19 protein-coding genes are annotated in these 22,343 nt (G+C 62.9%); 6 read left to right on the plus strand and 13 right to left on the minus strand.

Features of this window, described 5'->3' with window-relative positions; all coding sequences use genetic code 11:
• The first annotated feature begins 1 nt into the window (after position 1).
• The 3 genes from IGB42_RS01995 (at position 2) to IGB42_RS02005 (ending at position 3,499) form a co-directional block, all read left to right on the plus strand.
• Positions 2-1,069 carry a branched-chain amino acid ABC transporter permease gene (locus IGB42_RS01995; RefSeq protein WP_159665900.1) on the plus strand — a complete coding sequence of 356 codons (1,068 nt, stop codon included), beginning with the start codon at positions 2-4 and terminating at the stop codon, positions 1,067-1,069.
• Between the two features lie 178 nt (positions 1,070-1,247).
• Positions 1,248-2,579: an ABC transporter substrate-binding protein gene (locus tag IGB42_RS02000; protein ID WP_159665904.1), complete on the plus strand. Its 1,332-nt coding sequence runs from the start codon at positions 1,248-1,250 to the stop codon at positions 2,577-2,579.
• Between the two features lie 149 nt (positions 2,580-2,728).
• Positions 2,729-3,499, plus strand: a complete 771-nt coding sequence (locus tag IGB42_RS02005) for an ABC transporter ATP-binding protein (RefSeq protein WP_159665909.1) — start codon at positions 2,729-2,731, stop codon at positions 3,497-3,499.
• Positions 3,500-3,611: 112 nt separating this feature from the next.
• Here IGB42_RS02005 and ribB read toward each other — a convergent pair whose 3' ends face one another.
• The 3 genes from ribB to ssuD are packed head-to-tail and all read right to left on the minus strand — an operon-like array spanning position 3,612 to position 6,661.
• On the minus strand, positions 3,612-4,277 hold the full coding sequence (ribB, locus tag IGB42_RS02010; RefSeq protein ID WP_159665912.1) for a 3,4-dihydroxy-2-butanone-4-phosphate synthase: 666 nt from the start codon (positions 4,275-4,277) through the stop codon (positions 3,612-3,614).
• 9 nt (positions 4,278-4,286) lie between these two features.
• Positions 4,287-5,501: an acyl-CoA dehydrogenase family protein gene (locus tag IGB42_RS02015; RefSeq protein ID WP_159665915.1), complete on the minus strand. Its 1,215-nt coding sequence runs from the start codon at positions 5,499-5,501 to the stop codon at positions 4,287-4,289.
• On the minus strand, positions 5,501-6,661 hold the full coding sequence (ssuD, locus tag IGB42_RS02020; RefSeq protein WP_159665918.1) for an FMNH2-dependent alkanesulfonate monooxygenase: 1,161 nt from the start codon (positions 6,659-6,661) through the stop codon (positions 5,501-5,503). Before ssuD ends, IGB42_RS02015 begins: the two co-directional genes overlap by 1 nt.
• A 13-nt stretch (positions 6,662-6,674) precedes the next feature.
• Here ssuD and IGB42_RS02025 point away from each other — a divergent pair, with 13 nt between their 5' ends.
• From IGB42_RS02025 to IGB42_RS02035, 3 genes are all read left to right on the plus strand, one after another.
• The gene (locus IGB42_RS02025) at positions 6,675-6,938 is read left to right on the plus strand and encodes a hypothetical protein (protein WP_159665921.1); all 264 of its coding nucleotides are present in this window, start codon (positions 6,675-6,677) and stop codon (positions 6,936-6,938) included.
• Between the two features lie 81 nt (positions 6,939-7,019).
• Positions 7,020-8,222: an acyl-CoA dehydrogenase family protein gene (locus IGB42_RS02030; RefSeq protein WP_159665924.1), complete on the plus strand. Its 1,203-nt coding sequence runs from the start codon at positions 7,020-7,022 to the stop codon at positions 8,220-8,222.
• Positions 8,219-9,334, plus strand: a complete 1,116-nt coding sequence (locus tag IGB42_RS02035) for a sigma-54-dependent Fis family transcriptional regulator (RefSeq protein ID WP_159665927.1) — start codon at positions 8,219-8,221, stop codon at positions 9,332-9,334. Before IGB42_RS02030 ends, IGB42_RS02035 begins: the two co-directional genes overlap by 4 nt.
• 69 nt (positions 9,335-9,403) lie before the next feature.
• Here IGB42_RS02035 and tauD read toward each other — a convergent pair whose 3' ends face one another.
• The 10 genes from tauD to IGB42_RS02085 all read right to left on the minus strand — a co-directional run bounded on the left by tauD (position 9,404) and on the right by IGB42_RS02085 (position 22,339).
• Positions 9,404-10,240: a taurine dioxygenase gene (gene tauD / locus IGB42_RS02040; protein WP_159665930.1), complete on the minus strand. Its 837-nt coding sequence runs from the start codon at positions 10,238-10,240 to the stop codon at positions 9,404-9,406.
• Between the two features lie 113 nt (positions 10,241-10,353).
• Positions 10,354-11,202 (minus strand): taurine ABC transporter permease TauC, encoded by an 849-nt coding sequence (gene tauC, locus IGB42_RS02045; protein ID WP_236822462.1) that lies wholly within the window; start codon positions 11,200-11,202, stop codon positions 10,354-10,356.
• Positions 11,199-12,002 carry a taurine ABC transporter ATP-binding subunit gene (gene tauB, locus IGB42_RS02050; RefSeq protein ID WP_159665933.1) on the minus strand — a complete coding sequence of 268 codons (804 nt, stop codon included), beginning with the start codon at positions 12,000-12,002 and terminating at the stop codon, positions 11,199-11,201. Before tauB ends, tauC begins: the two co-directional genes overlap by 4 nt.
• 57 nt (positions 12,003-12,059) lie before the next feature.
• The gene (tauA, locus tag IGB42_RS02055; protein WP_159665935.1) at positions 12,060-13,049 is read right to left on the minus strand and encodes a taurine ABC transporter substrate-binding protein; all 990 of its coding nucleotides are present in this window, start codon (positions 13,047-13,049) and stop codon (positions 12,060-12,062) included.
• Between the two features lie 188 nt (positions 13,050-13,237).
• Entirely contained in the window at positions 13,238-14,956 is a 1,719-nt protein-coding gene (locus IGB42_RS02060; RefSeq protein ID WP_159665937.1) for a response regulator, read from the minus strand.
• A 58-nt stretch (positions 14,957-15,014) separates the two neighbouring features.
• Positions 15,015-16,091, minus strand: coding sequence for a chemotaxis-specific protein-glutamate methyltransferase CheB (gene cheB / locus IGB42_RS02065; RefSeq protein WP_159665939.1), 1,077 nt, complete (start codon positions 16,089-16,091; stop codon positions 15,015-15,017).
• A 44-nt stretch (positions 16,092-16,135) separates the two neighbouring features.
• Positions 16,136-18,367, minus strand: coding sequence for a response regulator (locus IGB42_RS02070; RefSeq protein WP_159665941.1), 2,232 nt, complete (start codon positions 18,365-18,367; stop codon positions 16,136-16,138).
• Positions 18,368-18,452: 85 nt separating this feature from the next.
• Positions 18,453-20,180, minus strand: a complete 1,728-nt coding sequence (locus IGB42_RS02075; RefSeq protein WP_159665943.1) for a CHASE3 domain-containing protein — start codon at positions 20,178-20,180, stop codon at positions 18,453-18,455.
• A 69-nt stretch (positions 20,181-20,249) separates the two neighbouring features.
• Entirely contained in the window at positions 20,250-20,864 is a 615-nt protein-coding gene (locus tag IGB42_RS02080) for a chemotaxis protein CheW (protein WP_159665945.1), read from the minus strand.
• On the minus strand, positions 20,861-22,339 hold the full coding sequence (locus tag IGB42_RS02085) for a protein-glutamate O-methyltransferase CheR (RefSeq protein ID WP_236822477.1): 1,479 nt from the start codon (positions 22,337-22,339) through the stop codon (positions 20,861-20,863). Before IGB42_RS02085 ends, IGB42_RS02080 begins: the two co-directional genes overlap by 4 nt.
• Between the last annotated feature and the right edge of the window lie 4 nt (positions 22,340-22,343).

Consider the following 22,343-nt stretch of genomic DNA (forward strand, 5'->3'; position numbering starts at 1 on the left):
CATGATTTATACCGAAGCCGGCCAGTTCAGCATCCGCTACAGCCACGACCGGCGCATTTTCCGCCTGCGGCAAGACCGCATCGGCATCACCGCGCTGTTGCTGTTTGCATTTGCCGCCGTACCACTCTTGGGCAACGACTACTGGTTCAGCGCCATCCTGATTCCCTTGCTGGTGCTGTCGCTGGCCGGGTTGGGCCTCAACCTGCTCACCGGCTACGCGGGCCAGCTATCACTGGGTTCTGCCGCATTCATGGCGGTGGGTGCATTTGCCACCTACAACTTCCAGCTGCGTGTGCCGGGCTTGCCGTTGCTGGCCAGCATGGCGCTGGGCGGCGTGATGGCGGCCGGCGTTGCACTGCTGTTCGGCTTGCCCAGCCTGCGCATCAAGGGCTTTTACTTGCTGGTCTCCACCTTGGCCGCGCAGTTCTTCGTGGAATGGTTCTTTACCAAGTTCGGCTGGTTTTCCAACAACAGCGCATCCGGCGTGATCAGCGCGCCGCCGCTGCTGATCCTGGGCCACGACTTCAGCAACCCGGTGGGCCGCTACCTGCTGACGCTGGCCGTGGTGGTGGTGGTGACCGCGCTGGCGCGCAACCTCGTCAAAAGCGAGCTGGGCCGCAACTGGATGGCCGTGCGCGACATGGATACCGCCGCCGCGGTAATCGGCATACCGCTACTGCGGACCAAGCTGCTGGCGTTTGCCATCAGCGGCTTCATCCTCGGCGTGGCCGGTGCGCTATGGGCGTTCACCTATCTGGGCACCGTCGAGCCGCACGGCTTTGACCTGGCGCGTTCATTCCAGATTCTTTTCATCATCATCATCGGCGGCATGGGCAGCATTCTGGGCAATTTCCTCGGGGCCGCCTTCATCGTGCTGTTTCCGGTGTTGCTGTCCCAGCTATCGGGCTCCTTGCTGTCTGGCGTGATCGATGCCGGCCAGCTGGAAAACCTGCAGAAAATCATTTTCGGTGTGCTGATCATCGCCTTCCTGATCAAGGAACCCGATGGGCTGGCACGCCTGTGGCAAATCGCGCGGGAACGTGCCCGCGTATGGCCATTGCGCTACTGAGAGTCCCTGACAAAACCCTGCTGGCTGCGTTGCACTCACTTGCCGTACGCCTTGTACTGTCTGCGTTTCGCGCGCCTCGCCAGCACCGTTGCACTGGGTTTTGTTAGTGACTCTGAATGCGCCCCCGATCACGCCGTTCCACTTTGTCTGCACTGCCTTACCAACCAGGGAAATCACAATGAAAACCATCAAACAGCAGTTTCACCGCATTGCCACCACGCTGGTGGGCGCAGCCTTGCTCTCCGGCGCTGCGCACGCCGCCAACGAGCAATACTTTCCGCTGCAAAGCTACCGTGTTGGCCCGTATGCCGCAGGCGGCACCGGCTTTTTCGGCGGCTTCATCGATTACATGCAGTACATCAATGCCAAGGGCGGCGTCAACGGCGTGAAGCTCACCTGGAGTGAGTGCGAAACCGAATACGTGGTCGAAAAAGGCGTGGAATGCTACGAGCGCCTGAAAAAAGGCCTGAACGGTGCGCCGGCCGCCGCCACCAATCCGCTGTCGGTAGGCATTGCCTATGCCACGCTGGACCGCTCCACCGCCGACAAGCTGCCGCTGATCACCATCAACCATGGTCGTACCGATTCCACCGATGGCTCGGTGTTCCCGTATGCGTTCCCGCTGCAGCTGAACCCGTATTCGGAAGTGTCGGCCATCGTCAATTACATCGCCCAGAAATCGGGCGGGCTCGACAAGCTCAAGGGCAAGAAGATCGTCACGCTGTTCCATGGCTCGCCGTACGGCAAGGAAACCAACCCGATCCTGGAGCTGCTGGCCAAGAAATACGGCTTCGAGCTCACGCTGATCGAAGTACCGCATCCGGGTAACGAGCAGCAATCGCAATGGCTGAACATCCGCCGCCTCAAGCCGGACTGGGTGATCCTGCGCGGCTGGGGCGTGATGAATCCGGTGGCACTGAAAACCGCCCAGAAAACCGGTTTCCCGGCTGACCACATCATCGGCAATATCTGGAGCAACTCGGAAGACGACGCCGCACCGGCTGGCGATGCCGCCAAGGGTTATATCTCCATCACCACGCATCCGTCCGGCACCAGCTTTGCCGTGCTGCAGGACATCAAGAAAAACGTGATCGATGCCGGCAAGGGCAACCTCGCGGATCCGAAACGCTTCGGCAACGTGTACTACAACCTGGGCGTGGTGAACGGCATCCTCAACGTGGAAGCGGTGCGCCTGGCACAAGAAAAATTCGGCAAGAAGCCGCTGACCGGCGAGCAGGTACGCTGGGGCTTCGAGCACCTGAACCTGGACGACAAACGCCTGAAGGAACTGGGCGCTCTGGGCTTGGTGCAACCGCTGAAGCTCTCTTGCGCTGACCACGAAGGCGGCGGCGCGGTGCGCTTCCAGCAATGGGATGGCCAGAAGTGGAACGTGATCTCGGATTGGGTACAGGCAGACCGCAAGCTGCTGCGCCCCATCATCGAGGAATCGTCGCACAAGTACGCGAAGGAAAAGAACATCACGCCGCGTGATTGCAGCAAGGAATCCTGATCCCGCAGACCGTGATCCAACAAGGCCGCTGCGCCGCCACCCGGCGGTGCAGCTGGTTTGGGGCCGGCCGCGTGCGGTAGCGCATCCGGCCCGCTCTGCCCTTGCAATTGAACTGATCCACCCTTCTACCCTGTTACGGAAACACCCCCATGCCCGGCACGCCCATCCTGCAACTGGAACGCATCGAAGTCATTTACGACCAGGTCATCCTGGCGGTGCGCGGCATTTCACTGGCGGTACCGCAAGGCGGCATCGTTGCGCTGCTGGGCGCCAATGGCGCGGGCAAGAGCACCACGCTGAAAGCCATTTCCAGCCTGGTACGTGCGGAACGCGGCGAGGTGGTGCAAGGCCGCATCCTGTTCGATGGTACGGACATTACCCACGCTAATCCCGCCAAACTGGCGGAATCAGGCTTGGTGCAGGTACTGGAAGGCCGGCATTGCTTTGGCCATCTGAGCGTGGAAGAAAACCTGAAAACCGGCGGCTTCGTACGCCGCCCCAGCCGTGCCGATCTCTCTGCCAGCCTGGAAAAGATTTATCACTACTTTCCGCGGCTGAAAACGCGCCGGCACAGCCTGGCGGGCTACACCAGCGGCGGCGAGCAGCAGATGGTGGCCATTGGCCGCGCGCTGATGGCGAAACCAAGGCTGATCCTGCTGGATGAACCCTCGATGGGGCTGGCACCACAGATCGTCGAAGAGATTTTCGAGATCGTGCGCGACCTGAACCAGCGCGAAGGGGTGAGCTTCCTGCTGGCCGAGCAAAACGCCACCGTGGCGCTGCGCCATGCCAGCTACGGCTACGTGATCGAAAACGGCGTGGTGGCCACCGAAGGCACCGCCAGCGAACTGGCCGGCAGCGATGCACTGCAGGCGTCCTACCTGGGCGGAAAAACCGTTGCCAGCCTGGTGGCTGCATGATCGGGCGCGGCTGTCCTGCCCGATAGAACGCGGTCAACGCACAAGAAGGCGAGGTGCCGCACGCACCTCACCATCCGTTCCTTCCACCTTCAGCAGTCAGCAAGCAGCGTGCTCAGGCACTCAGATAAAGCGCATGCCGGTCCATCAGCCCGGTCAGCCGTTGCCGGTATTGCGCCAGCGCAGCGATGGTGATGATCGCCAGCCCATGCTGCTGCGCGAAGCGGAACAGATCAGGCCGGCGCGCCATGCTGCCATCGTCGTTGACGATTTCGCACAGCACACCCGCTGCCTGCAAGCCGGCCAGCCGGGCCAGATCCAGCGCGGCCTCGGTGTGCCCGCGGCGGCGCAGCACGCCGCCATCGCGGTAGCGTAGCGGGAAGATGTGGCCGGGCCGCACGAAATCCGCTGCCCCCACCGCAGGATTGGCCAGTGCCCGTAGCGTAGCAGCGCGGTCTGCGGCGGAAATGCCGGTGCTGGTGCCATGCCGGTAATCCACGCTGACGGTGAATGCGGTCTGGTGTGATTCGGTATTGTCCGCCACCATCAGTGGCAGCCGCAGCGCATCGAGCCGCTCGCCAGTCAGCGCCACGCACACCACCCCACTGCTGTGGCGTACCAGGAAGGCCATCTGCTCGCTGCTGATGCACTCTGCAGCAATGATCAGGTCGCCTTCGTTTTCGCGGTCGGTATCGTCCACCACCACCACGAAACGGCCAGCGGCAATATCGGCAATGGCCGCTTCCACCCGGTCAAAACCGGCTTCATGCAGGGCATTCATGGCAGCACCTCAGGAATAGAACGACGGTGTGGGGTAGCGGGCATTCAATGCCCAGTCGCCCAGCTCGCGCAGTTTGTAATCGACCGGATCGTGCAGCGTGTGCACGCGCAGATTGCGCCAGTAGCGGTCAAAGCGCAGCGCAGCGGTGGTGGAGCGCGCTCCGCTCACCTCGAACATGCGGCTGGTGAGATCAAGGCCGGTTTTACTGGCCACTACCTTGGCCGTCGCCACGGCCACAGCCACCTCGCCACGCTGCGCATCGCCCAGCGCCAGATCCTGCTGCCACGCGGCGTCGAACAGTGCGGCAGCATGATCGGTCAACAGGCGCGCACCGGCCAGGCCCACATGGAATTCGCCGTAATGCGCCAGCACATACAGGTCTTCGCTGGCGCTGGCAGCGGGCGATGCATGCCAGCGGCGGCTTTGCGTGCGGGTGTACTGGCCGGCCTCTGCCAGTGCGCCCTCGGCAATGCCCAGATAGATGTTGGCGAGAATCAACTGCGCCAGCAGCGGGCGCAGGCAGGCAAACGGCGAGGAGAGCGGGCCGGGATCAGCCAGCACCTCACCCTCTTCCACCCGTAGCGCATCAAACCGCGCGCTGCCGCTATCGGTCTGGCGCTGGCCCATATTGTCCCAGTCCTGGAACACGGCGATGCCGGCACGGCCGGTGGGTACCGCGGCGATCACCAGCTTGCCAATATCTGCCTGCAGCGCCGATACGATCAGCATGTCCGAATCGGTGGCACCTGAGCAAAAGCTTTTCTGGCCGCTGAATTCACGCCAGCCAGCGTGCGCGATGCTGGTGGTGCGCTCATCCAGCGGGTTGAGTGCATTGCCCCAGAACCAGCGCTGTTGCACCGTCTGTTCAAACCACGGCTGCCATTGCTGGCGCTGGCCAAACAACCGTGCCGTGGCCAGCAGCAAGTGATGGAAGGCAAATACGTGCGCCACGGAGCTATCCACGCGCGCGATCTCGCGCACCGCGGCCAGCGTCTGCTGCCAGCTGGCGCCCTGCCCGCCATGTTCGACCGGGATACTCATGGTCAGCAAGCCGCTGGCACGCAGCAGATCACGCTCGGCCTTGGGCGTGCCGCCATCCTTGTCGCGCTGTGCGGCGGTGCTGGCAAATACCGTGCACAGCTCTTGCACGGTCAGCGTACGCTGCGTGGCGAGATCGGGTGCCCGCAAGCTGCCGGCTGAGTGGCCTGTTTCGATCACCGCCATCACACTGCCGCCTGTTCGGGCTGGCGTGTATCAACAGCTGGCACGATATCATTGGCAATCACCTCGCCAAACGGCCCGGTCAGGTTGGCCTTGCCCGCCGGCCTGACGATATCCAGCGGTAGCAGCGGGAACAACAGTTCCGCGGTGCGGTAGGCTTCTTCCAGGTGCGGGTAGCCGGAGAAGATGAAGGTTTCGATGCCCAGTGCTGCGTATTCCTTGATGCGGTCGGCCACTTCCTGCGCGCTGCCCACCAGCGCAGTGCCAGCCCCACCCCGTACCAGGCCAACGCCAGCCCACAGGTTGGGGGAGATTTCCAGGTTGTCGCGCCGGCCACCATGCAGCTCGGCCATGCGGCGCTGGCCCACCGAATCGAAACGGGCAAAGGCTTTCTGGGCGGCGGCGATGGTGTCGTCAGTGACGTAGCTGATCAGTTCATCCGCAGCTTTCCAGGCTTGTTCGCTGGTTTCGCGCACGATCACGTGCAGGCGGATGCCGAACTTGACGGTACGGCCCAGTGCATCGGCCTTGTCCTTGACCGCCTTGATCTTCTCCGCCACCGCTGCCGGGGGTTCACCCCAGGTGAGGTAGACGTCGACCTGCTCTGCAGCAAGGTCCACTGCCGGTTCGGATGAACCACCGAAGAACAGTGGTGGGTAGGGGGTTTGCACTGGCGGATACAGCGTCTTGGCGTTTTCCACCTTGAGGTGCTTGCCGCTGAAATTGACAGTTTCACCCGCCGCCACGCCACGCCAGATTTTCAGGAATTCATCGGTGACTTCGTAGCGTTCGCTATGGGTGAGGAAGCTGCCATCGCCATGCTGTTCATCCGGGTCACCGCCGGTGACCACATTGATCAGCAGCCGACCATTGGAAATGCGGTCCAAGGTGCTGGCCATGCGGGCCGATACGGTGGGCGAAATGATGCCGGGGCGGATGGCGACCAGGAACTTGAGTTTCTCGGTGAACGGCACCAAGGAAGACGCCACCACCCAGGAATCCTCGCAAGAGCGGCCGGTGGGGATCAGGACGCCTTCGAAGCCGAGCTGATCTGCCGCCTGGGCGATCTGCTTGAGGTAGCCGTGATCGACGGTGCGGGCACCGACGGAAGTACCCAGGTAGCGGCTGTCGCCGTGGGTGGGCAGGAACCAGAAAAGCTGCATGGATTGCTCCGGAATGCAAAAGTCAGAAGCCCCATCACAGCACTTTGCATGCCAATGCAAATACCTTTGCAAATCAACGCCCCCGCCATCGCCCCTCGGTGCGGTTGCTGCTGCAGCAGCAGATCAACGCGGTTTTTGCTGCACCAACAGCAAACAGCGCGTTGTGCTGCCTATGCAGATGCCGCTTTTGCATCATCACGTGGAACAACTGTCTGTTTTTGAGCAATTCGTTGTTTTGATTGTTCAAAAATCAACTTTAAAACGCCTTTTCAGCTGATTTACCCACCTGATAGCGCTGGCATGGTCCCTGCTACCTGATTCATCGCTGCTGCCCTTGCAGCAACTCTGGAGCCATCGCTTGAATAGTCCGTTGTTCATTCCCGCCTACGCGTTTGACCCTGTCAGCAATGAAACGCCAGCACAAACCGCAGCGCGGCTGGCGCAGGCTTTTGCCGCCACCGCTGCCGAGCGTGACCACCAGGGCGGCACGCCCAAGGCCGAGCGCGATGCATTGCGCGCCAGCGGCCTGCTGGCACTGAGCATCCCGCGCGAGCACGGCGGGCTGGGTGCAAGCTGGCGCGAAACACTGGATGTGGTGCGTATCCTCGCCGCAGCCGATAGCTCGGTCGCGCATGTGTTTGCGTTCCACCACCTGATGCTGGCCACGGTGCGGCTGTTTTCACAGCCGGCGCAATGGCAGCCCTGGTTTGAGCACACGGCGCGGCTGAACTGGTTCTGGGGCAATGCGCTGAACCCGCTGGACGACCGTACCGTCAGCCGCCGCTTTGATGGCTGGCGCGAGTTTTCCGGGCGCAAGAGCTTTTGCTCGGGTGCGCTCGATTCAGAGATGCTGATTGCCTCCGCGCTGCAGGATGGTCAGTTGCTGATTGCCGCGCTGCCCACATTGCGCAGCGGCATCGCGGTGATGGAAGATTGGGACAATATCGGCCAGCGCCAAACCGACAGCGGCAGCGTGACTTTCGAGAAAGTCCGCGTGGAAGAAGGCGAGATCCTGGCCGACCCCGGCCCGCTCTCCACGCCGTTTGCCTGCCTGCGTCCGCTGATCGCGCAGCTGATTCTCACCAATATCTATCTGGGCATCGCCGAAGGCGCGTTCGACGATGCGCGCCATTACACGCAGCACGAGGCGCGCCCATGGCACCGCTCGGGCGTGGAGCAGATCGGCCAAGACCCGTATGTGCTGTCGCACTATGGTGATTTCTGGCTGGGGCTGGAATCGGTGCGTGCGCTGACCGAGCGCGCAGCCGACCGGCTCGATGCCGCGTGGGCGCAAGGCAGCGAGCTGACGGAGGACGAACGCGGCGAAGTGGCCATTGCCATTGCGGCCGCCAAGATTGCCGCCACGCGCACCGGCCTGGATATCTGCAACCGCATGTTTGATGTAACCGGAGCCCGTGCCACGCATGCCGGCTTGCGGCTGGACCGCCACTGGCGGAATTTGCGTACCCATACCCTGCACGACCCGGTGGATTACAAGATCCGCGAGCTGGGCGTATGGGCGCTCACCCGGCAATACCCGAGCCCGAGTTTCTACTCATGAACGCACGCTACCACCCTTCCGCAAACCACTACCGCGCACAGCATGACGACGACGAAGCGCCGGTGATCACGCTGCCCAATTCGCAAGCGCTGGCTACGTCGATACGCGCTACCGCGCAAGTGTTCGAAGACCCGAAATCGGTGGCATTGCTTGGCCGCATCCGCCAGGTGGCACCGAGCGAAGCCAATGTGCTGATCATCGGCGAAACCGGTACCGGCAAGGAGCTGATTGCCCGCCATGTGCATGCGCTCAGCCACCGTGGCAATGCGCCTTTCGTGGCGGTGAACTGCGGCGCGTTCTCGGAATCGCTGGTGGAAAGCGAATTGTTCGGCCATGAAAAAGGTGCTTTTACCGGTGCGTTTTCAGCCAAGCCCGGCTGGTTTGAAGCCGCCAATGGCGGCACATTGTTTCTGGACGAGATTGGCGATCTGCCCATGTCCATCCAGGTGAAGCTGCTGCGCGTGCTGCAGGAGCGCGAGGTGGTGCGCCTGGGCTCGCGCAAGCCGATACCGATCGATGTACGCGTGATTGCCGCCACCAATGTGCGGCTGGAAGAGGCGGTGGCCGCCGGGCACTTCCGTGAGGATCTGTTTTACCGGCTGCGCGTGGTGAACCTGGAGCTGCCGGCGCTGCGTGACCGCCCGGGCGATATCCTGCCGCTGGCGCATTACTTCGTGGATGAATACCGCCGCCGGCTGGGCTATGGCAATGTGAGCATCGCCGCGGATGCCGAGCACAAGCTGCATGCACACGCGTGGCCAGGCAATATCCGCGAGTTGGAGAACGTGATCCACCACGCACTGCTGATCTGCCGCAACCAGACATTGCGCGGCGATGACCTGCACCTGTCCTCATTGCAACTGAGCCGGCGCGCCGGCAGTGCCTCCCCCGCCGTACCGCTGGATGCCGCAGCGCAGCTGGAACAGGCACTGACCGCGCTGTTCGAGGAAAACCACGATGCGCTGTTCGAACATATCGAGGAAGTGGTGATGCGCGCCGCGTATGCGTATTGCCACCGCAACCAGGTGCAGGCGGCCAAGCTGCTGGGTATCAGCCGCAATATCATCCGCGCGCGGCTGATCAAGATCGGTGAGGTATCCGCACTGCGCTAGCAGCAATGGATACAAAAATGCCCCGCCTTTGGCGGGGCATTTTGCTGGCTGGCGCGCAGCGGCAACCGCTCAATACGGCGCATCACCCAGAATGGTGGCGCGATGCATGATGCGTCGTGCCGGCAGGTAATCGGCCACTGCGTAGTGCTGGGTAATGCGGTTATCCCAGAACGCCACGTCGTTTTCCTGCCAGCGCCAGCGCACGGTGAATTCCGGCCGCGCCACGTGCGCAAACAGGAAATCGAGCAAGGCGCGGCTTTCGCGTTGTGGCAATTCGTTGATGCGCAGCGAGAAGCCTTCGTTGACGAAAATGGCCTTGTGCCCGGTGACCGGGTGGATGCGGATCACCGGGTGCGATCGTGGCGGGTGTTTGACACGCGTGGCTTCCCATTGCGCGCGGCCGGCATCCGATATTGCATGCCGGCTGGCCGGAAACGACAGCGCAAAATCATGCGTGGCGGTCAGGCCATCGAGCAACGCCTGCAACTGCGGCGACAGCGCGTTGTACGCTGCCGTGCCACTGGACCACAACGTATCGCCACCGGTGGGCGGCAACTGCTTCGCAGCCAGCACCGCGCCCAGCGGGGGCGTAGCAATGAAGGTGACATCGGTATGCCAGTTATCGTTGTCCGGCAGGTTGTCTGCATGCGTGTCGAGCACGAGGATTTCCGGCGTTTCCGGCACGTTGGGGTAAATCGGGTGAATATGCAGATCGCCGAAGTGGCGCGCAAAGTTGCGTTGCTGCACCGGGGTCAGCGGCTGGTTGCGGAAGAACAGCACCTGGTGGCGCAGCAGTGCTTCGGTCAGCGTGGCATGAATGGCATCGTCCAGCGGGGCGGCCAGCGCTACGCCTTCGACGATAGCGCCCAGCGCCGGGCTGAGCGGGGTGATGTGTATCTGGGTCATGGTTGAATCCGGTAACGACAACAATCAATCAACAACAATCAGCGGCATCCCTGCGGGATGGCGCCGACACGACCAACTACCGCCACTGCAATGCAGTCTGCGGTGGCGGCGCGTCAATGAGTGTGGCCTTGCCACGGCACCAGCTTGCGCTGCAGCGTGCGCAGGCCCAGCTCCAGCGCAAACGCGATCACCGCGATGACGATGATGCCCAGCACCACGATATCGGTCACCAGGAACTGCGCGGCCGACTGCACCATGAAGCCCAGCCCGCGCTGCGCGGCAATCAATTCGGCCGCAACCAGCGTGGACCAGCCGGTGCCGAGGCCGATGCGCACACCGGTGAGGATGTCCGGCAGTGCCGAGGGCAGGATCACGTGGCGGATCAGCTGCCAGCGGCTGGCGCCAAGCGATAGCGCCGCGCGTACCCTGGCGTTGTCGACGCCGCGTACGCCGGTTGCGGTGGCAATGGCAATCGGTGCGAAAATCGCCAGGTAGATCAGCAGCACTTTCGATAGCTCGCCGATGCCGAACCAGATCACGATCAGCGGCAGGTAGGCGAGCGGCGGAATCGGCCGGTAGAACTCGATCAGCGGATCGAGCACGCCGCGCGCACGGCGCGACAGGCCGATGGCGATGCCTACCGGCACCGCGAACAGCACTGCAGCTGCCAGCGCCAGCACGATACGCAAGGCGCTGGCCCCCAGGTGCTGCCACAGCGTGGCATCCATATAGCCCTTGGTGGAGGTCAGCCACAGCTTGGCCAGCACCGCCTGCGGTGGCGGCAGGAACAATGGTGCAATCAGCCCGCTGGTGGTGACCGCCCACCAGATGAACAGCACGGCGGCCAGCGTGAGCACGCTGATGGATAAAGTACCTTTCCGCGCCGCACGCGGTGCCGGCGCATCGTGTTCTGCGGCCGGGAATTCGTGCTCGTCCAGCGTGAGTTCAGCGCTGTTCATCATGCAGCTCCTGCAATGGTGGCATTGCGATGCGCAAACACCTTGGCCAGCACATGCTCGCGCATGGCAATGAATTCGGGATCGGACTTCACGCTGCGCGCCGGCTCACCAGCGGCGTGGCGGCGGCCGAAATCAAGCGACAGCCGCTCGACGATACGACCCGGCCGCGGCGACATCAGCACCAGATCGGTGGCGAGGAACACCGCCTCTTCGATATCGTGCGTGATCAGGAACACGCGCTTGCCGCTCTGACGCCAGATGCGCAGCAGCAATTCCTGCATCTGTTCACGGATGAACGCATCGAGCGCGCCGAATGGTTCGTCCATCAGCAGCACCTGCGGGTCTGCCGCCAGCGCACGCGCCAGGCCGACGCGCTGGCGCATGCCGCCGGACAGCTCCCATACTTTCTGCTGCTCGTAGCCGTGCAGGTCTACCTGCTGCAGCACCTGGCGCGCGCGTGCTTCACGCTCGCGCTTGCCCACGCCCTGCAGTTGCAAGCCGAACGCCACGTTGTCGATCACATTCAGCCACGGCAGCAACGCATCATCCTGGAACACCACGCCACGCTCCGCACCTGGCCCGGTCACCGGCTTGCCATCCAGCGTGATCTGGCCGCTGGTGGGTGTAATGAAACCCGCAACCAGGTTGAGCAAGGTGGTCTTGCCGCAGCCGGACGGGCCGAGTGCAACCACCAGGCTTTCCGGTGCAATGGCGAGCGATACATCGTGCAGCGCAGTGGCGCTGCTGCCCGCGTATTGCACTGAAACGTGATCGACGATAAGCCGGGAACCGGGCTGGGACATGGGAGGCCTCCAAACGAAAGCAGCCGGGGCACGGCCCCGGCTGTGGGTACAACAGGATTACTTGCTGGCAGCCTTGGCGAAGTTGCCGTTCACGTATTCGGCGTAGCTGGTCTGCACGCTATCGACTTTGCCCTGCTCCTTGAGGAAAGCCGATGTATCGGTCAGCGCCTTGATGGTGGGTACGCCAAGGATCCTCGTCTGCTCGCTGGCTACCGGGTAACGGTTGCCTTCCAGCAACGCACCTACTTCTTCCGGCTTGGAACCGGTGATGCGGGCAATCTTTTCTACCCGTGCTGCGTCAGACAGGAAAGCCTTGGGGTTGGCCTGGTAATCGGCATAAGCCTTGAGGGTGACCTTGGCGAATTGCTCGACGAACTTGGGGTTCTTCTCGGCAAAATCCTTGCGCACGATCCATGCATCGAACGTCGGCGCGCCCCACTTGGCGACGTCGGTCGAGCTCACCAATACCTTGCCGTTTTCCTTGGCCTTGCCCAGCGCCGGATCCCACACATAGGCGGCATCGATATCACCACGCTGCCATGCAGCAGTGATTTCGGACGGACGCAGGTTGATGATCTGCACCTTGGAAGGATCGATCTTCCAGTGCTTGAGCGCAGCCAGCAGGCTGTAATGCGTGGTGGATACAAACGGCACGGCAATCTTCTTGCCGGCAAGATCGGCCGGCTTGTTGATGCCTGCGCCATTGCGCACCACCAGTGCTTCGGCCGAGCCGATCTGCGCGGCGATCAGGAACGTCTGCACCGGCAGCGAGCGGCTGGCAGCGGCGGCCAGCGGGCTGGAACCCACGTAGCCGATCTGTACGTCACCGGATGCCACTGCGGTGATCACCTCGGCGCCGCTTTCGAACTTGCGCCAGTTGATCTTGCTGCCGGAGGCTTTTTCGTAAGCGCCATCGGCCTGTGCCACCTTGGCCGGTTCTACCGTGGTCTGGTAAGCGATGGTGATGTCATCGCTGGCGTGTGCGGCAATGCTGGCACCCAGCGCCAGTACCGGCAGCCAGCGTGCAATTGCGTTGAGCTTGCGCATGGTGATTCCCCTTGTTCGATTTGCTTGTGATGCCCGGTCAATGCCAGAGCCTGCTGCAAATCTACCAAGGGGCCATACATTAAAGAAGGAATAACAAATAATTTCTTAATACTTTTATTGCATAACATGCTAGCAGCTTGCTGGCGCGCACCCTGGCAAACTGCTGGCGTATCAGGTGCGCATCCGCTTCATGGCGGTGCAGGCAGCGAGAAATGGAACGTTGCCCCCACGCCCACTTCGCCCTCCGCCCAGATGCGCCCGCCATGGCGCACGATGATGCGCTGCACGTTGGCAAGGCCGATGCCGGTACCGGGAAACTCTTCCACCCCGTGCAGCCGGTGGAACACACCGAACAGCTGTTCGTAATAGCGCATGTCGAAACCCGCGCCATTGTCCGCCACCGTGTAGATACATTCCTTGTCGGCACGCTCGCCGGTGACGGTGATGCTGGCCTGCGGGTTCTTGCCCGAATACTTGATGGCATTGGACAGCAGGTTGGCCCATACCTGCCGGATCAGCGCCACATCCCCCCATGCCTCTGGCAAGGGCGCCAGCGACCACTGCAGCTCACGCCCGGCAGTCTCTTCACCCAGCGCGTTGAAACAGTCTTGTGCCAGCGTGGTCATGTCCACCGCCATCGGCACGATGGCGGCACTGCCCAGCCGCGAAAAAGCCAACAGGCTGTCGATCAATGTGCCCATTTTCTTGCTGCTGTCGCGGATCACCTGGATCAAGCGCCGGCCTTCTTCATCCAGATGGCCTTGCTGGGTGTTTTCCAGCATGCGGGCAAACCCGTCGACTGCACGCAGTGGCGAGCGCAGATCGTGCGATACCGAATAGCTGAAGCTTTCCAGCTCCCGGTTGGCCGCTTCCAGCTGTGCGGCGCGCTGCGCTAGGCTGGCCATCAGCGAGACGCGCTCCAGCGCCACCGTCATCTGGCTGCCGACCGCGCCGAGGATTTCCAGGTCTTCCTGCTCCGGCTGGTATGCCGGTGCCGGCAAGACATGCAAGCGACCCAGCCGGCGCGCGCCCACCAACAGCGGCATGGAAACGAGCGGATAGCTGGCCCCGTCTTGCGGCAGCGGCGCTTCGTGAAACCTGGCGCCCGGTGCCCACGGCAAATCGTCATCGCCGCTTTGCTGTGCTGCCAGCCACGCAACGAGTTCCGGCGGCACCTTGCCCACCAGCACGTTGCGCGTGGTGCCCGCGTTGCTGCCAAGACAGATCCAGCCCGCACGGTAACGCGACAGCGCCATCAGCCCGCGCAGAGCACTCTGGCATACGGCATCGGTCGAATCGGCATTGATCAGTCCTTCTGCCACGCCATACAGCCCACGCAGCAGCTGGTTGGAATGCACGATCTCCTGCTGCTGGCTTTTCAGCTCGTCGTTCATGTGCATGGCTTCCTCGTACGTGGAAAGCAGCATGTCGACGATCTGTTGCCGGTCTGAATTGATGTAATGGGTTTTGCCATCGAGCATCACTTCCATGCCCATCTGCACCTTGCTGGTCTTGCGCATGTGCAGGTTGAGCAGGATGTAATTGAGGCGGGACAGCAGCATCCGGGGTTCATACGGTTTGCGCACCAGATTGTCCGCACCGCACTCCAGGCTTTTGGCCACTTCCTGCATGCCGGCCAGCGAAGTGACGATCACCACCGGGATGTCTTTCAGCCCGGCATCGGCTTTTACCGCAGCGCACAGCTGGTAGCCGTCCATTTCCGGCATCACGATATCGGTAATGATCAGCGTGGGCCGGTGCTGTTGCAGGCGCTCCAGCGCCACACGGCCATTTTCGGCCACCTCGACCGTATATCCCTCTTCTTCCAGCAGGAAGCGCAACTGTTCTGCCTGCGTGGGGCTGTCTTCCGCGATCAGTATGCTAACGCCAGCGCCGGTACTTTCCATACACGCTCCTGTTCAGTCATTGCAGATTGCAAGCTGCCTGCCGTTGCCAGCCTCTGCCCTAAGGCTGGGTACCCAGGCGGCGCAACGTGGCGGCGATATCATCAGGTGCCAGCACGAAATGCGCGGCTTCCAGCTTGACGGCCTCGCCCGGCATGCCGAACACCACGCAGCTTTCCTCGTCCTGCGCGATGGTGACCGCGCCGGCGTTGCGCATCAGCTTGAGTTCCTGCGCGCCATCCTTGCCCATGCCGGTCAGCAATACCCCCACCGCATTGCCGCCATAGGCCTGCGCCACCGAGCGGAACAGGCAGGCTACCGACGGCCGCAAGCCATGCTCTGCCGGCCCGGACGTCAGCCTGACCTGCCCGCCGGCAGTCACTTCCATATGCACGCCATCGGGCGCGAGGTAAGCGCAGCGGCCCAGTATCGGCGCGCCATGCTCGGCCAGACGCACCGGAAAACCGCTGCTTTGCCCCAGCCATTCCGCAAACCCGGCGGCAAACCCCGCAGCAATATGCTGGACGATGACGATGGGCAGCGTGAAGGTGGCAGGCAATTGCGACAGCACATCGCGCAGCACCAGCGGCCCACCGGTGGAAGCGCCGATGGCCACCAGCCGTATCTGCCGGCCGCTGGCCAGCGCGGATTCCAGCGGCGGGTGATTGCGCGCATGGCTCCAGCGCCGTACCACGCTGACCTCGGACAGCAGCTTGATGGTCTGCAGCAGCTCACGCATCGATGTATCGAAATCCGGGTGACCCAGCCCCAGCGGTCGGCCGATCACCGTAAGCGCACCCGCCTCCAGTGCCTTGAAGGTAGCGCTGACTTCACGCGGCACCACGCTGGCAGTCACCATCACGATGCGTGTGGGGCACTCTTCCATGATGCTGCGGGTGGCGGCAAAGCCATCCACCAGCGGCATGTGGATATCCATGGTGATCACATCGGGCTTGAGGCGCCGCGCAGCTTTGACCGCTTCTTCGCCATTGCTGGCAGTACCGATCACCTGAAGTTCCGGATCGCCATTGAGCAGGTACACCAGCAGCTCCAGCGCGGACGGCGAATCGTCGACCACCAGTATCCTGATCGGTGATCGTGACGGGGTATTGGTCTGGTGCGCGTTGTCCGCAAGCATTGGTGGCCCATGCCACGGGCCATGGCCCGGGCGATATCAAGGTTTTAGAGCAGGCGTCGAACCACTTCCAGCAGGTTGCCCTGATCGAAGCTGCCTTTCACAATATAGGCATCCGCGCCGACGTTGATGCCGTGTTCGCGGTCCTCGCGCGAATCGAGCGCGGTCACCAGCACCACCGGCAACGCCTTGAGCTTGCTGTCGCGACGGATCTGCGTCGCCAGCTCGAAGCCGTCCATGCGCGGCATTTCCACGTCGGACACCACCAGGTCGAACTGGCCCACGCGCAAGGTGGTCAGCGCATCCAGGCCATCTACCGCCGTGGTCACCCGGTAGCCGGCGGTTTCCAGGATGTTCTTGAACAGCGAGCGTGAGGTAACCGAATCATCCGCCACCAGCAGCGAGCGCTGCTGATGCTCGGGGGCGCTGGCCTGCACCGCGCCACCGGCCGGGGCAACCCTGATCGCGCTGAGCAGCAGATCCGGCACATTGAGGATGGGCACCAGCTTGCCGGCGCCCAGCACCGTGGCTGCCGCAATATTGCGCAGCCGCTGCAGTTGCGGGCCCAGCGGCTTGACCAGCACTTCCTGATCCGCCAGCACCGCATCCACAACGAACGCGATGCGGCGCAGTGCATTGCCCAGCACCACCACTTGCAGCGGTGCATCGTCATCGCTGCGCGGGCGCACCAGCCCCAGCACATCCGCCAGCCACACCAGGCCGACGATCTGGCCATCGATAGGGATGGTGTCGCGGTTTTCCACGGTACTGACGGTATGGCGCGCCACGCGGGCCACCCGCTCCACGTTCACCGAGGGCAATACGAACTGCCGGTCGCCAATGCTCACCAGTACACCGCGGAATGTCGCCAGCGTGGCCGGCAGCACGATGCGGAAGCAGGTGCCCTGCCCCTGCTGCGATTCAACCTTGATGCGCCCGCCCAGTTTCTCCACCTTCTCGCGCACGATGGCAAGGCCGAGGCCGCGCCCGGAAATGTCGGTCAGGATGGGGCTGGTGGAAAACCCCGACTCGAACACCAGCGCCTGCAGTGCTTCGTCATCGCTCACTTCGCCCTCGCGCAGCAGGCCGCTGCGTGCCGCCACCTCGCGGATGCGGTCGTGGCGGATACCCCCGCCATCGTCTGCCACCGCGATTTCGATCTGGTTGCCATCCTGCGGCAGGATGGTGATCGAAACCCTGCCCTGCGCGGGTTTGCCGTGCTGGCTGCGTTGCTCGGCTTTCTCGATGCCATGATCGATGGCATTGCGCAGCAGGTGGATCAGCGGGTCTTTCATCTGCTCGAGGATGCGGCGGTCGATTTCGATGGCCGCCCCATCGATGACCAGTTCCACCGGCTTGCCGCTATCGCGGGACAGATCGCGCACCAGCTTGGGAAACAGTTCCAGCAGTGACGAGAACGGCAGCATCAATGCCTGCTTCATGTCGTCGAGCAGGCCATCGATCATGCCGGCCATGCTGCGCCGTTCCTGCTCGGCGCTGCGATGGATGCGCTGCAGGCGCTCATCCAGCAAGCGCAGGCGTGCATCGCCCTGCTCGAACGTCTCCAGCAGGCCGTCCACCTGTGCGGCCAGATCCCTGGCACGGCCGCGCCGGCTGCCACGCAACGCCTTGCCGGCCTTGCCCCACTCCTTGCGCCAGCCGGCAAACCCGCGCGACAGCTCGGCGATTTCGCTGGCCACATAGGCTGCGCCAAACTTCAGCGCGTGCAACTCTTCTGCCTGGTTGAGCAAGGCGGTGAGCTTGGCGGTGGAGATGCGCACGGTTTCGCTGGCTACGGGTTCGGCCGGCACCGCTCGTGTTGCTTCGGCAACGGGCCCACTTGCAGAGGATGCGGGCGCTGCAACTGCACTCCCTCCGGCTACAACACCAGCCGGTACCGGGTTGGTCGCCACAGGCGCCGTGGTGGGTGCCGCAGGCGCTGGCGTGCCCACCAGCAATGGTTGCAGCCGATCCAGCGCCTGGTAGAGCGTTTCGAAAATCTCCGGGCTGACGGTGATCTCGCCGTATTTGAGCGAAGACAGCAACTGCTCCATATCGTGGCAGACCATTTCGATCTCGCGCTGGTTCACTGCGCGCGCCGCGCCTTTCAGGCTGTGTGCTTCGCGGAACAGCGTTTCGATCAGCGTGGCTTCTGCAGCGGCATCGGGGCCTTGTTCCAGCTCGGGCAGCAAGGTCAGCATGCTTTGCAGGTGCTCGCTGGCCTCCACCTTGAAGGTAGCCAGCAAGCGCTGCAGGAAACGCTCTTCTTTTTCTGTCATCGCCATCCTTGATGGGTTTGCAGCAACGGGCTGGCAGCCGGCCTGACCGGCACCGGCGGGCGCCGGCCAATCCGGCCGGCACTGTTCACAGCTTGAAACGCGCCAGCATGCCCCGCAGCTTCTGCCCCAGGTCATGCAGGCCCTGCGCAGTAATCTCGGATTGGCGCGCACTGGCAATGTTCTGCGAACTGGCGGTGCGGATGTTGTCCATGGCCAGCGCCAGTTGATCCATGCCCGCCAGTTGCTGCTGGGCGGAAATGGCAATCTGTGCGGCGGCCTGGGCATTCTCGACGATGGTATCGGCAAGCTGGCGGATCGCCTCCCCGGCCTCGTTCGATTGCTTGAGGCCCACTTCCACCGCCTTGCTGCCCTGCTCGGTCGCCAGCACCGCACCACTGGTGGCCTTCTGTACCTCGCCCAGGATGCCGCGCACCTGCACGGTGGCCTGCTTGGATTGCTCGGCCAGGCTTTTCACTTCCTGTGCTACCACTGCGAAGCCCTTGCCCTGCTCACCGGCCTTGGCCGCTTCGATCGAGGCATTCACCGCCAGCAGGTTGGATTGCTCGGCCAGATCATTCACCGTGGTGATGATTTCGCCGATCTGCTGGGTCTGTTCGGACAGGCGCACGATGCTGTCGGCTACCTGCGCCATCTGGTCGTAGATGCGCTGCATACCGTCCGCCACCTCATCCACCGCCTTGCGCCCGGCCTGCGATACCTGGGCGGCGCGCTGCGCGGTTTCGGATACGGTCTTGGATTTCTGACTGGCCACGTTGGCGGTCTGCTTGATTTCCTCCACGGTGCTGGATGTCTCCGAAATCGACGTGGCGGTTTCTTCGGCGCCGGTGGAAATCTGCGTGGTGCCGGCAAGGATTTCACTGGCGGAGCCAGACAACACGTCGATCCCGCCCTGCAGCTCGCCGTTCATGTCGCGCAGCGTGGTGATCATCTTGCCGAATGCAATGCCCAGTGCATCGCGCTCGGACTGACGTACTATCTCCACGCGCAGATCACCGGCGGCAATCTTCTCTGCCACCGCTGCCATGCCGCGCAGCGATTCGCCCATGCGCGAGAACGCACGCAGCAACTGGCCGACTTCATCACTGCGGTTGCCCGGATCAAGGCCCACCGACAGATCGCCGCTGCTGATTTTCTCGGCAATCCCGGTTACCTCGCGCAATGGCTGGCCGATATTGCGGGTCAAGAAGATGCCGGCAGCGATGACGATGATCACCGCCGCCAGGAAGCCGATCAGGATGGTGAGCTGCGATGCCCTCGAGCTTTCCTGCACGCCTTCATCACGGGTTTTCAGCAGCGCCGCTTCGGCATCGTCCATCTCGCGCACGATGGCGCGGATCTGGCCCATCACGTTCTTGCCACGATCGGTCAGCACCACCGCGCGCGCGGCTTCGAAACCCTTGCCGGTACGCAAGTCTATGGTTTCTTTCAGCTCGCTCATCTTGGCCTGCACCAGAGGGGCCAGGCTGGTGATGCGCTGTTGCTGCGCCGGATTATCCGCAGTCAATGTCTTGAGTTCAGCCTGCACACCATCCATCTGCTGCAGCGCTGCGCGATAGGGCTCCAGATAGCGGTCTTCGCCGGTGATCAGGTAGCCGCGCTGGCCGGTTTCCGCATCTTTCAGGTTGGACAGCACCACCGCCAGCGCGGTACGTACCTGATAGGTGTGGCTGCGCCACCCGGCGGCTTCGATCAGAGTGTTGATGCTCTGGTAAGCAGTGCTGCCGATCACCACGATGACGATCAGGATGGCCACGAAGCTCAGCCAGATTTTTGCACCTATCGAAAATTTCATGCGGTACTCCCTTTTACACAATGCCAGCAAGGCCGGCCGGCGCACTGCCCGGCCAGCATCTCGAATCAATCAGGATTCCACGGTTTCGTTGATCACCATCGCCGGGTCACGGATCAGCTTCTGTGCATCGAGCACGATCAGCCTTTGCGCAGTCACGCCATGCAGGTATTCAGCGCGGATGCCGGTCAGCGTGGGCAACGGCGGCTGGATCTCGCTCATGCGCAGCAGGTTCACGCCCTCGATCACATCGGCCAGCACGCCGAATTCCATGCTGCCATCGCGCAGGATGATCACCTTGTTCAGATCGCTGACACCGCGCTCGGGCAGATCGAAGAAGCGCTTGATATCGATTACCGAAACGATGCGCCCCCGCACGTTGACGATGCCGAGCACGAAGCGCGGCGCGCCGGGCAGTTGCGTCAGCTCGCGCAGCGGATATACCTCGTCGACAAAACGCGATGCAAGCGCGTAGTGCTCGTGCGCCAGCACGAATTGCAGTACCTCCAGCGTCTCGCCCGCGGCATCGCTGGCAGGTACCTGGGCCATCTGGCGTGCACGCTGCTGCAGCACTTGCTGATGGGCCTGCGATGAGGGTTCCAGTGTTTCGCGCAGCGTGGCTTCGGCCGCCGCCATGCGCTCGCGCACTGCGGTCCAGTCGATGCGTTTCGGCGTGCTTGCTGTCATGGCGATGTATTCCCCAAGGCAATGATTTCCGCCAGCCGGCCGGCCGTCATGCCTTCGGATTCAGGCAGCAGCGCATTGGCGTCGTAGCGCGCAAGCAGCTCGCGCGCGTTGGCAAAATGCCTGGCGGCGCCGGCAATGCCCAGCCGCCGCTTGAGGTTACCCAGCGCGAAATGCGCCAGCACGAAATCGGGATCGAGATAGATGGCCCGCCGCAGCGCCGCCATGGCTTCGTCGGTCTGACCCAGTTCTTCCTGCACGGCGGACAGCAGGTATTGGCAGCCGGGGTTCAGCCTGTCGCTGGCAATCGCACGCTCGCAACAGCGCGATGCCTGGTGCAGCTCGCCAAGATTGGCGTGGATATGCGCCAGCAGCAGCAGAGAGCGGGTATCGTCCACGCCGCTGCCCAGCAGTTGCGCGGCACGCTCGTACTCGCCCCGCTGGTAATGCGCCTGCGCCTGCTGGTAGTGCGCGTCTGCACTGGCCGCATCCTCGCTCACTGAAGTGGGTTGCGCTTGCAGTGGCTGCGGCTCGCCCGTGGTGGCGAGCGGCAGATCGTCCAGCGCCTCCGTCAGCCATGCCAGCGGCTGGCGCAGATCGGCGCCCTGATCCGGCTGGGGTTTGCGGTAAATAACCGCATCCGGGAAATTGACGGTCTGGAAGTCATGGAAAATCTGCTGGTTGGTTTCCACCGCGCCCACGGCCAGCCAGCCATCGTCGCGCAGTGCCCGGCGCAGGTTGCCCACTACCTTTTCCACCCGCTGCGCATCGAAATAAATCAATACGTTGCGACACATGATCAGGTCCAGCGCATTGGTGTTGTTTTCAACCGCCGGGTAACTGTCTTCCACCAGGTTGAGGTAGGAAAACGTCACCATGTCCTTGATGCGTGGCAACAGCGCCATATGGTTGCTGGGCAATACCTTGAAGTAACCGTTACGCACCCAGGGCGGCGTATTGCGGAATGACCATTGCGGGTAGACGGCGGCACGGGCGCGCGCCAGCGCCAGCGGGTTGATGTCGGTACCCAGGATGGCAATGCGCCACGCCGGCAGATCAGGCAGCAGCCGCGCCAGCAAAATGGCCATCGAGTAAGGTTCTTCGCCACTGCAGCACGCAGCGCTCCACAGGCGCAGGCTGAGGTTGCCGCTGGCGCGCCGCGCCTGGATCAACGCTGGCAAGATCTCCCGTTCCAGCGCATCGAACACCGCCGGCTCACGGTAGAAATAGGTTTCCCCGATCGTGAGATGCCGCGCCACCACCTCCACGTCGTGGCGGCTGAGCGGTGCGGCCATCAACCGTTGCATGCATGCCTGTACATCGGCATCGCCGCACTCCTGTGCCACTGCCGCCATGCCGCGCAACAGGTCGGCATGCCGGGCTGCCGGGTAATGCAGGCCGATCGACGACACCAGGAAACCCGCAAAGCGGGTGAGCAAGGCAATGTCTGCAGCGGGGCTGGCCGAGGGCAATGCCATGTTC

Source organism: Andreprevotia sp. IGB-42 (genome assembly GCF_009848685.1).
In the GTDB taxonomy this organism is placed as follows: domain Bacteria; phylum Pseudomonadota; class Gammaproteobacteria; order Burkholderiales; family Chitinibacteraceae; genus Andreprevotia.

Coding starts and splice junctions, on each gene's coding strand:
- IGB42_RS01995 (WP_159665900.1), top strand. CDS start 2: ATGATTTATACCGAAGCCGGCCAGTTCAGCATCCGCTACAGCCACGAC.
- IGB42_RS02000 (WP_159665904.1), top strand. CDS start 1,248: ATGAAAACCATCAAACAGCAGTTTCACCGCATTGCCACCACGCTGGTG.
- IGB42_RS02005 (WP_159665909.1), top strand. CDS start 2,729: ATGCCCGGCACGCCCATCCTGCAACTGGAACGCATCGAAGTCATTTAC.
- ribB (WP_159665912.1), bottom strand. CDS start 4,277: ATGAATGCCCTGCATGAAGCCGGTTTTGACCGGGTGGAAGCGGCCATT.
- IGB42_RS02015 (WP_159665915.1), bottom strand. CDS start 5,501: ATGGCGGTGATCGAAACAGGCCACTCAGCCGGCAGCTTGCGGGCACCC.
- ssuD (WP_159665918.1), bottom strand. CDS start 6,661: ATGCAGCTTTTCTGGTTCCTGCCCACCCACGGCGACAGCCGCTACCTG.
- IGB42_RS02025 (WP_159665921.1), top strand. CDS start 6,675: ATGCAAAAGTCAGAAGCCCCATCACAGCACTTTGCATGCCAATGCAAA.
- IGB42_RS02035 (WP_159665927.1), top strand. CDS start 8,219: ATGAACGCACGCTACCACCCTTCCGCAAACCACTACCGCGCACAGCAT.
- tauD (WP_159665930.1), bottom strand. CDS start 10,240: ATGACCCAGATACACATCACCCCGCTCAGCCCGGCGCTGGGCGCTATC.
- tauC (WP_236822462.1), bottom strand. CDS start 11,202: ATGATGAACAGCGCTGAACTCACGCTGGACGAGCACGAATTCCCGGCC.
- tauB (WP_159665933.1), bottom strand. CDS start 12,002: ATGTCCCAGCCCGGTTCCCGGCTTATCGTCGATCACGTTTCAGTGCAA.
- tauA (WP_159665935.1), bottom strand. CDS start 13,049: ATGCGCAAGCTCAACGCAATTGCACGCTGGCTGCCGGTACTGGCGCTG.
- IGB42_RS02060 (WP_159665937.1), bottom strand. CDS start 14,956: ATGGAAAGTACCGGCGCTGGCGTTAGCATACTGATCGCGGAAGACAGC.
- cheB (WP_159665939.1), bottom strand. CDS start 16,091: ATGCTTGCGGACAACGCGCACCAGACCAATACCCCGTCACGATCACCG.
- IGB42_RS02070 (WP_159665941.1), bottom strand. CDS start 18,367: ATGACAGAAAAAGAAGAGCGTTTCCTGCAGCGCTTGCTGGCTACCTTC.
- IGB42_RS02075 (WP_159665943.1), bottom strand. CDS start 20,180: ATGAAATTTTCGATAGGTGCAAAAATCTGGCTGAGCTTCGTGGCCATC.
- IGB42_RS02080 (WP_159665945.1), bottom strand. CDS start 20,864: ATGACAGCAAGCACGCCGAAACGCATCGACTGGACCGCAGTGCGCGAG.
- IGB42_RS02085 (WP_236822477.1), bottom strand. CDS start 22,339: ATGGCATTGCCCTCGGCCAGCCCCGCTGCAGACATTGCCTTGCTCACC.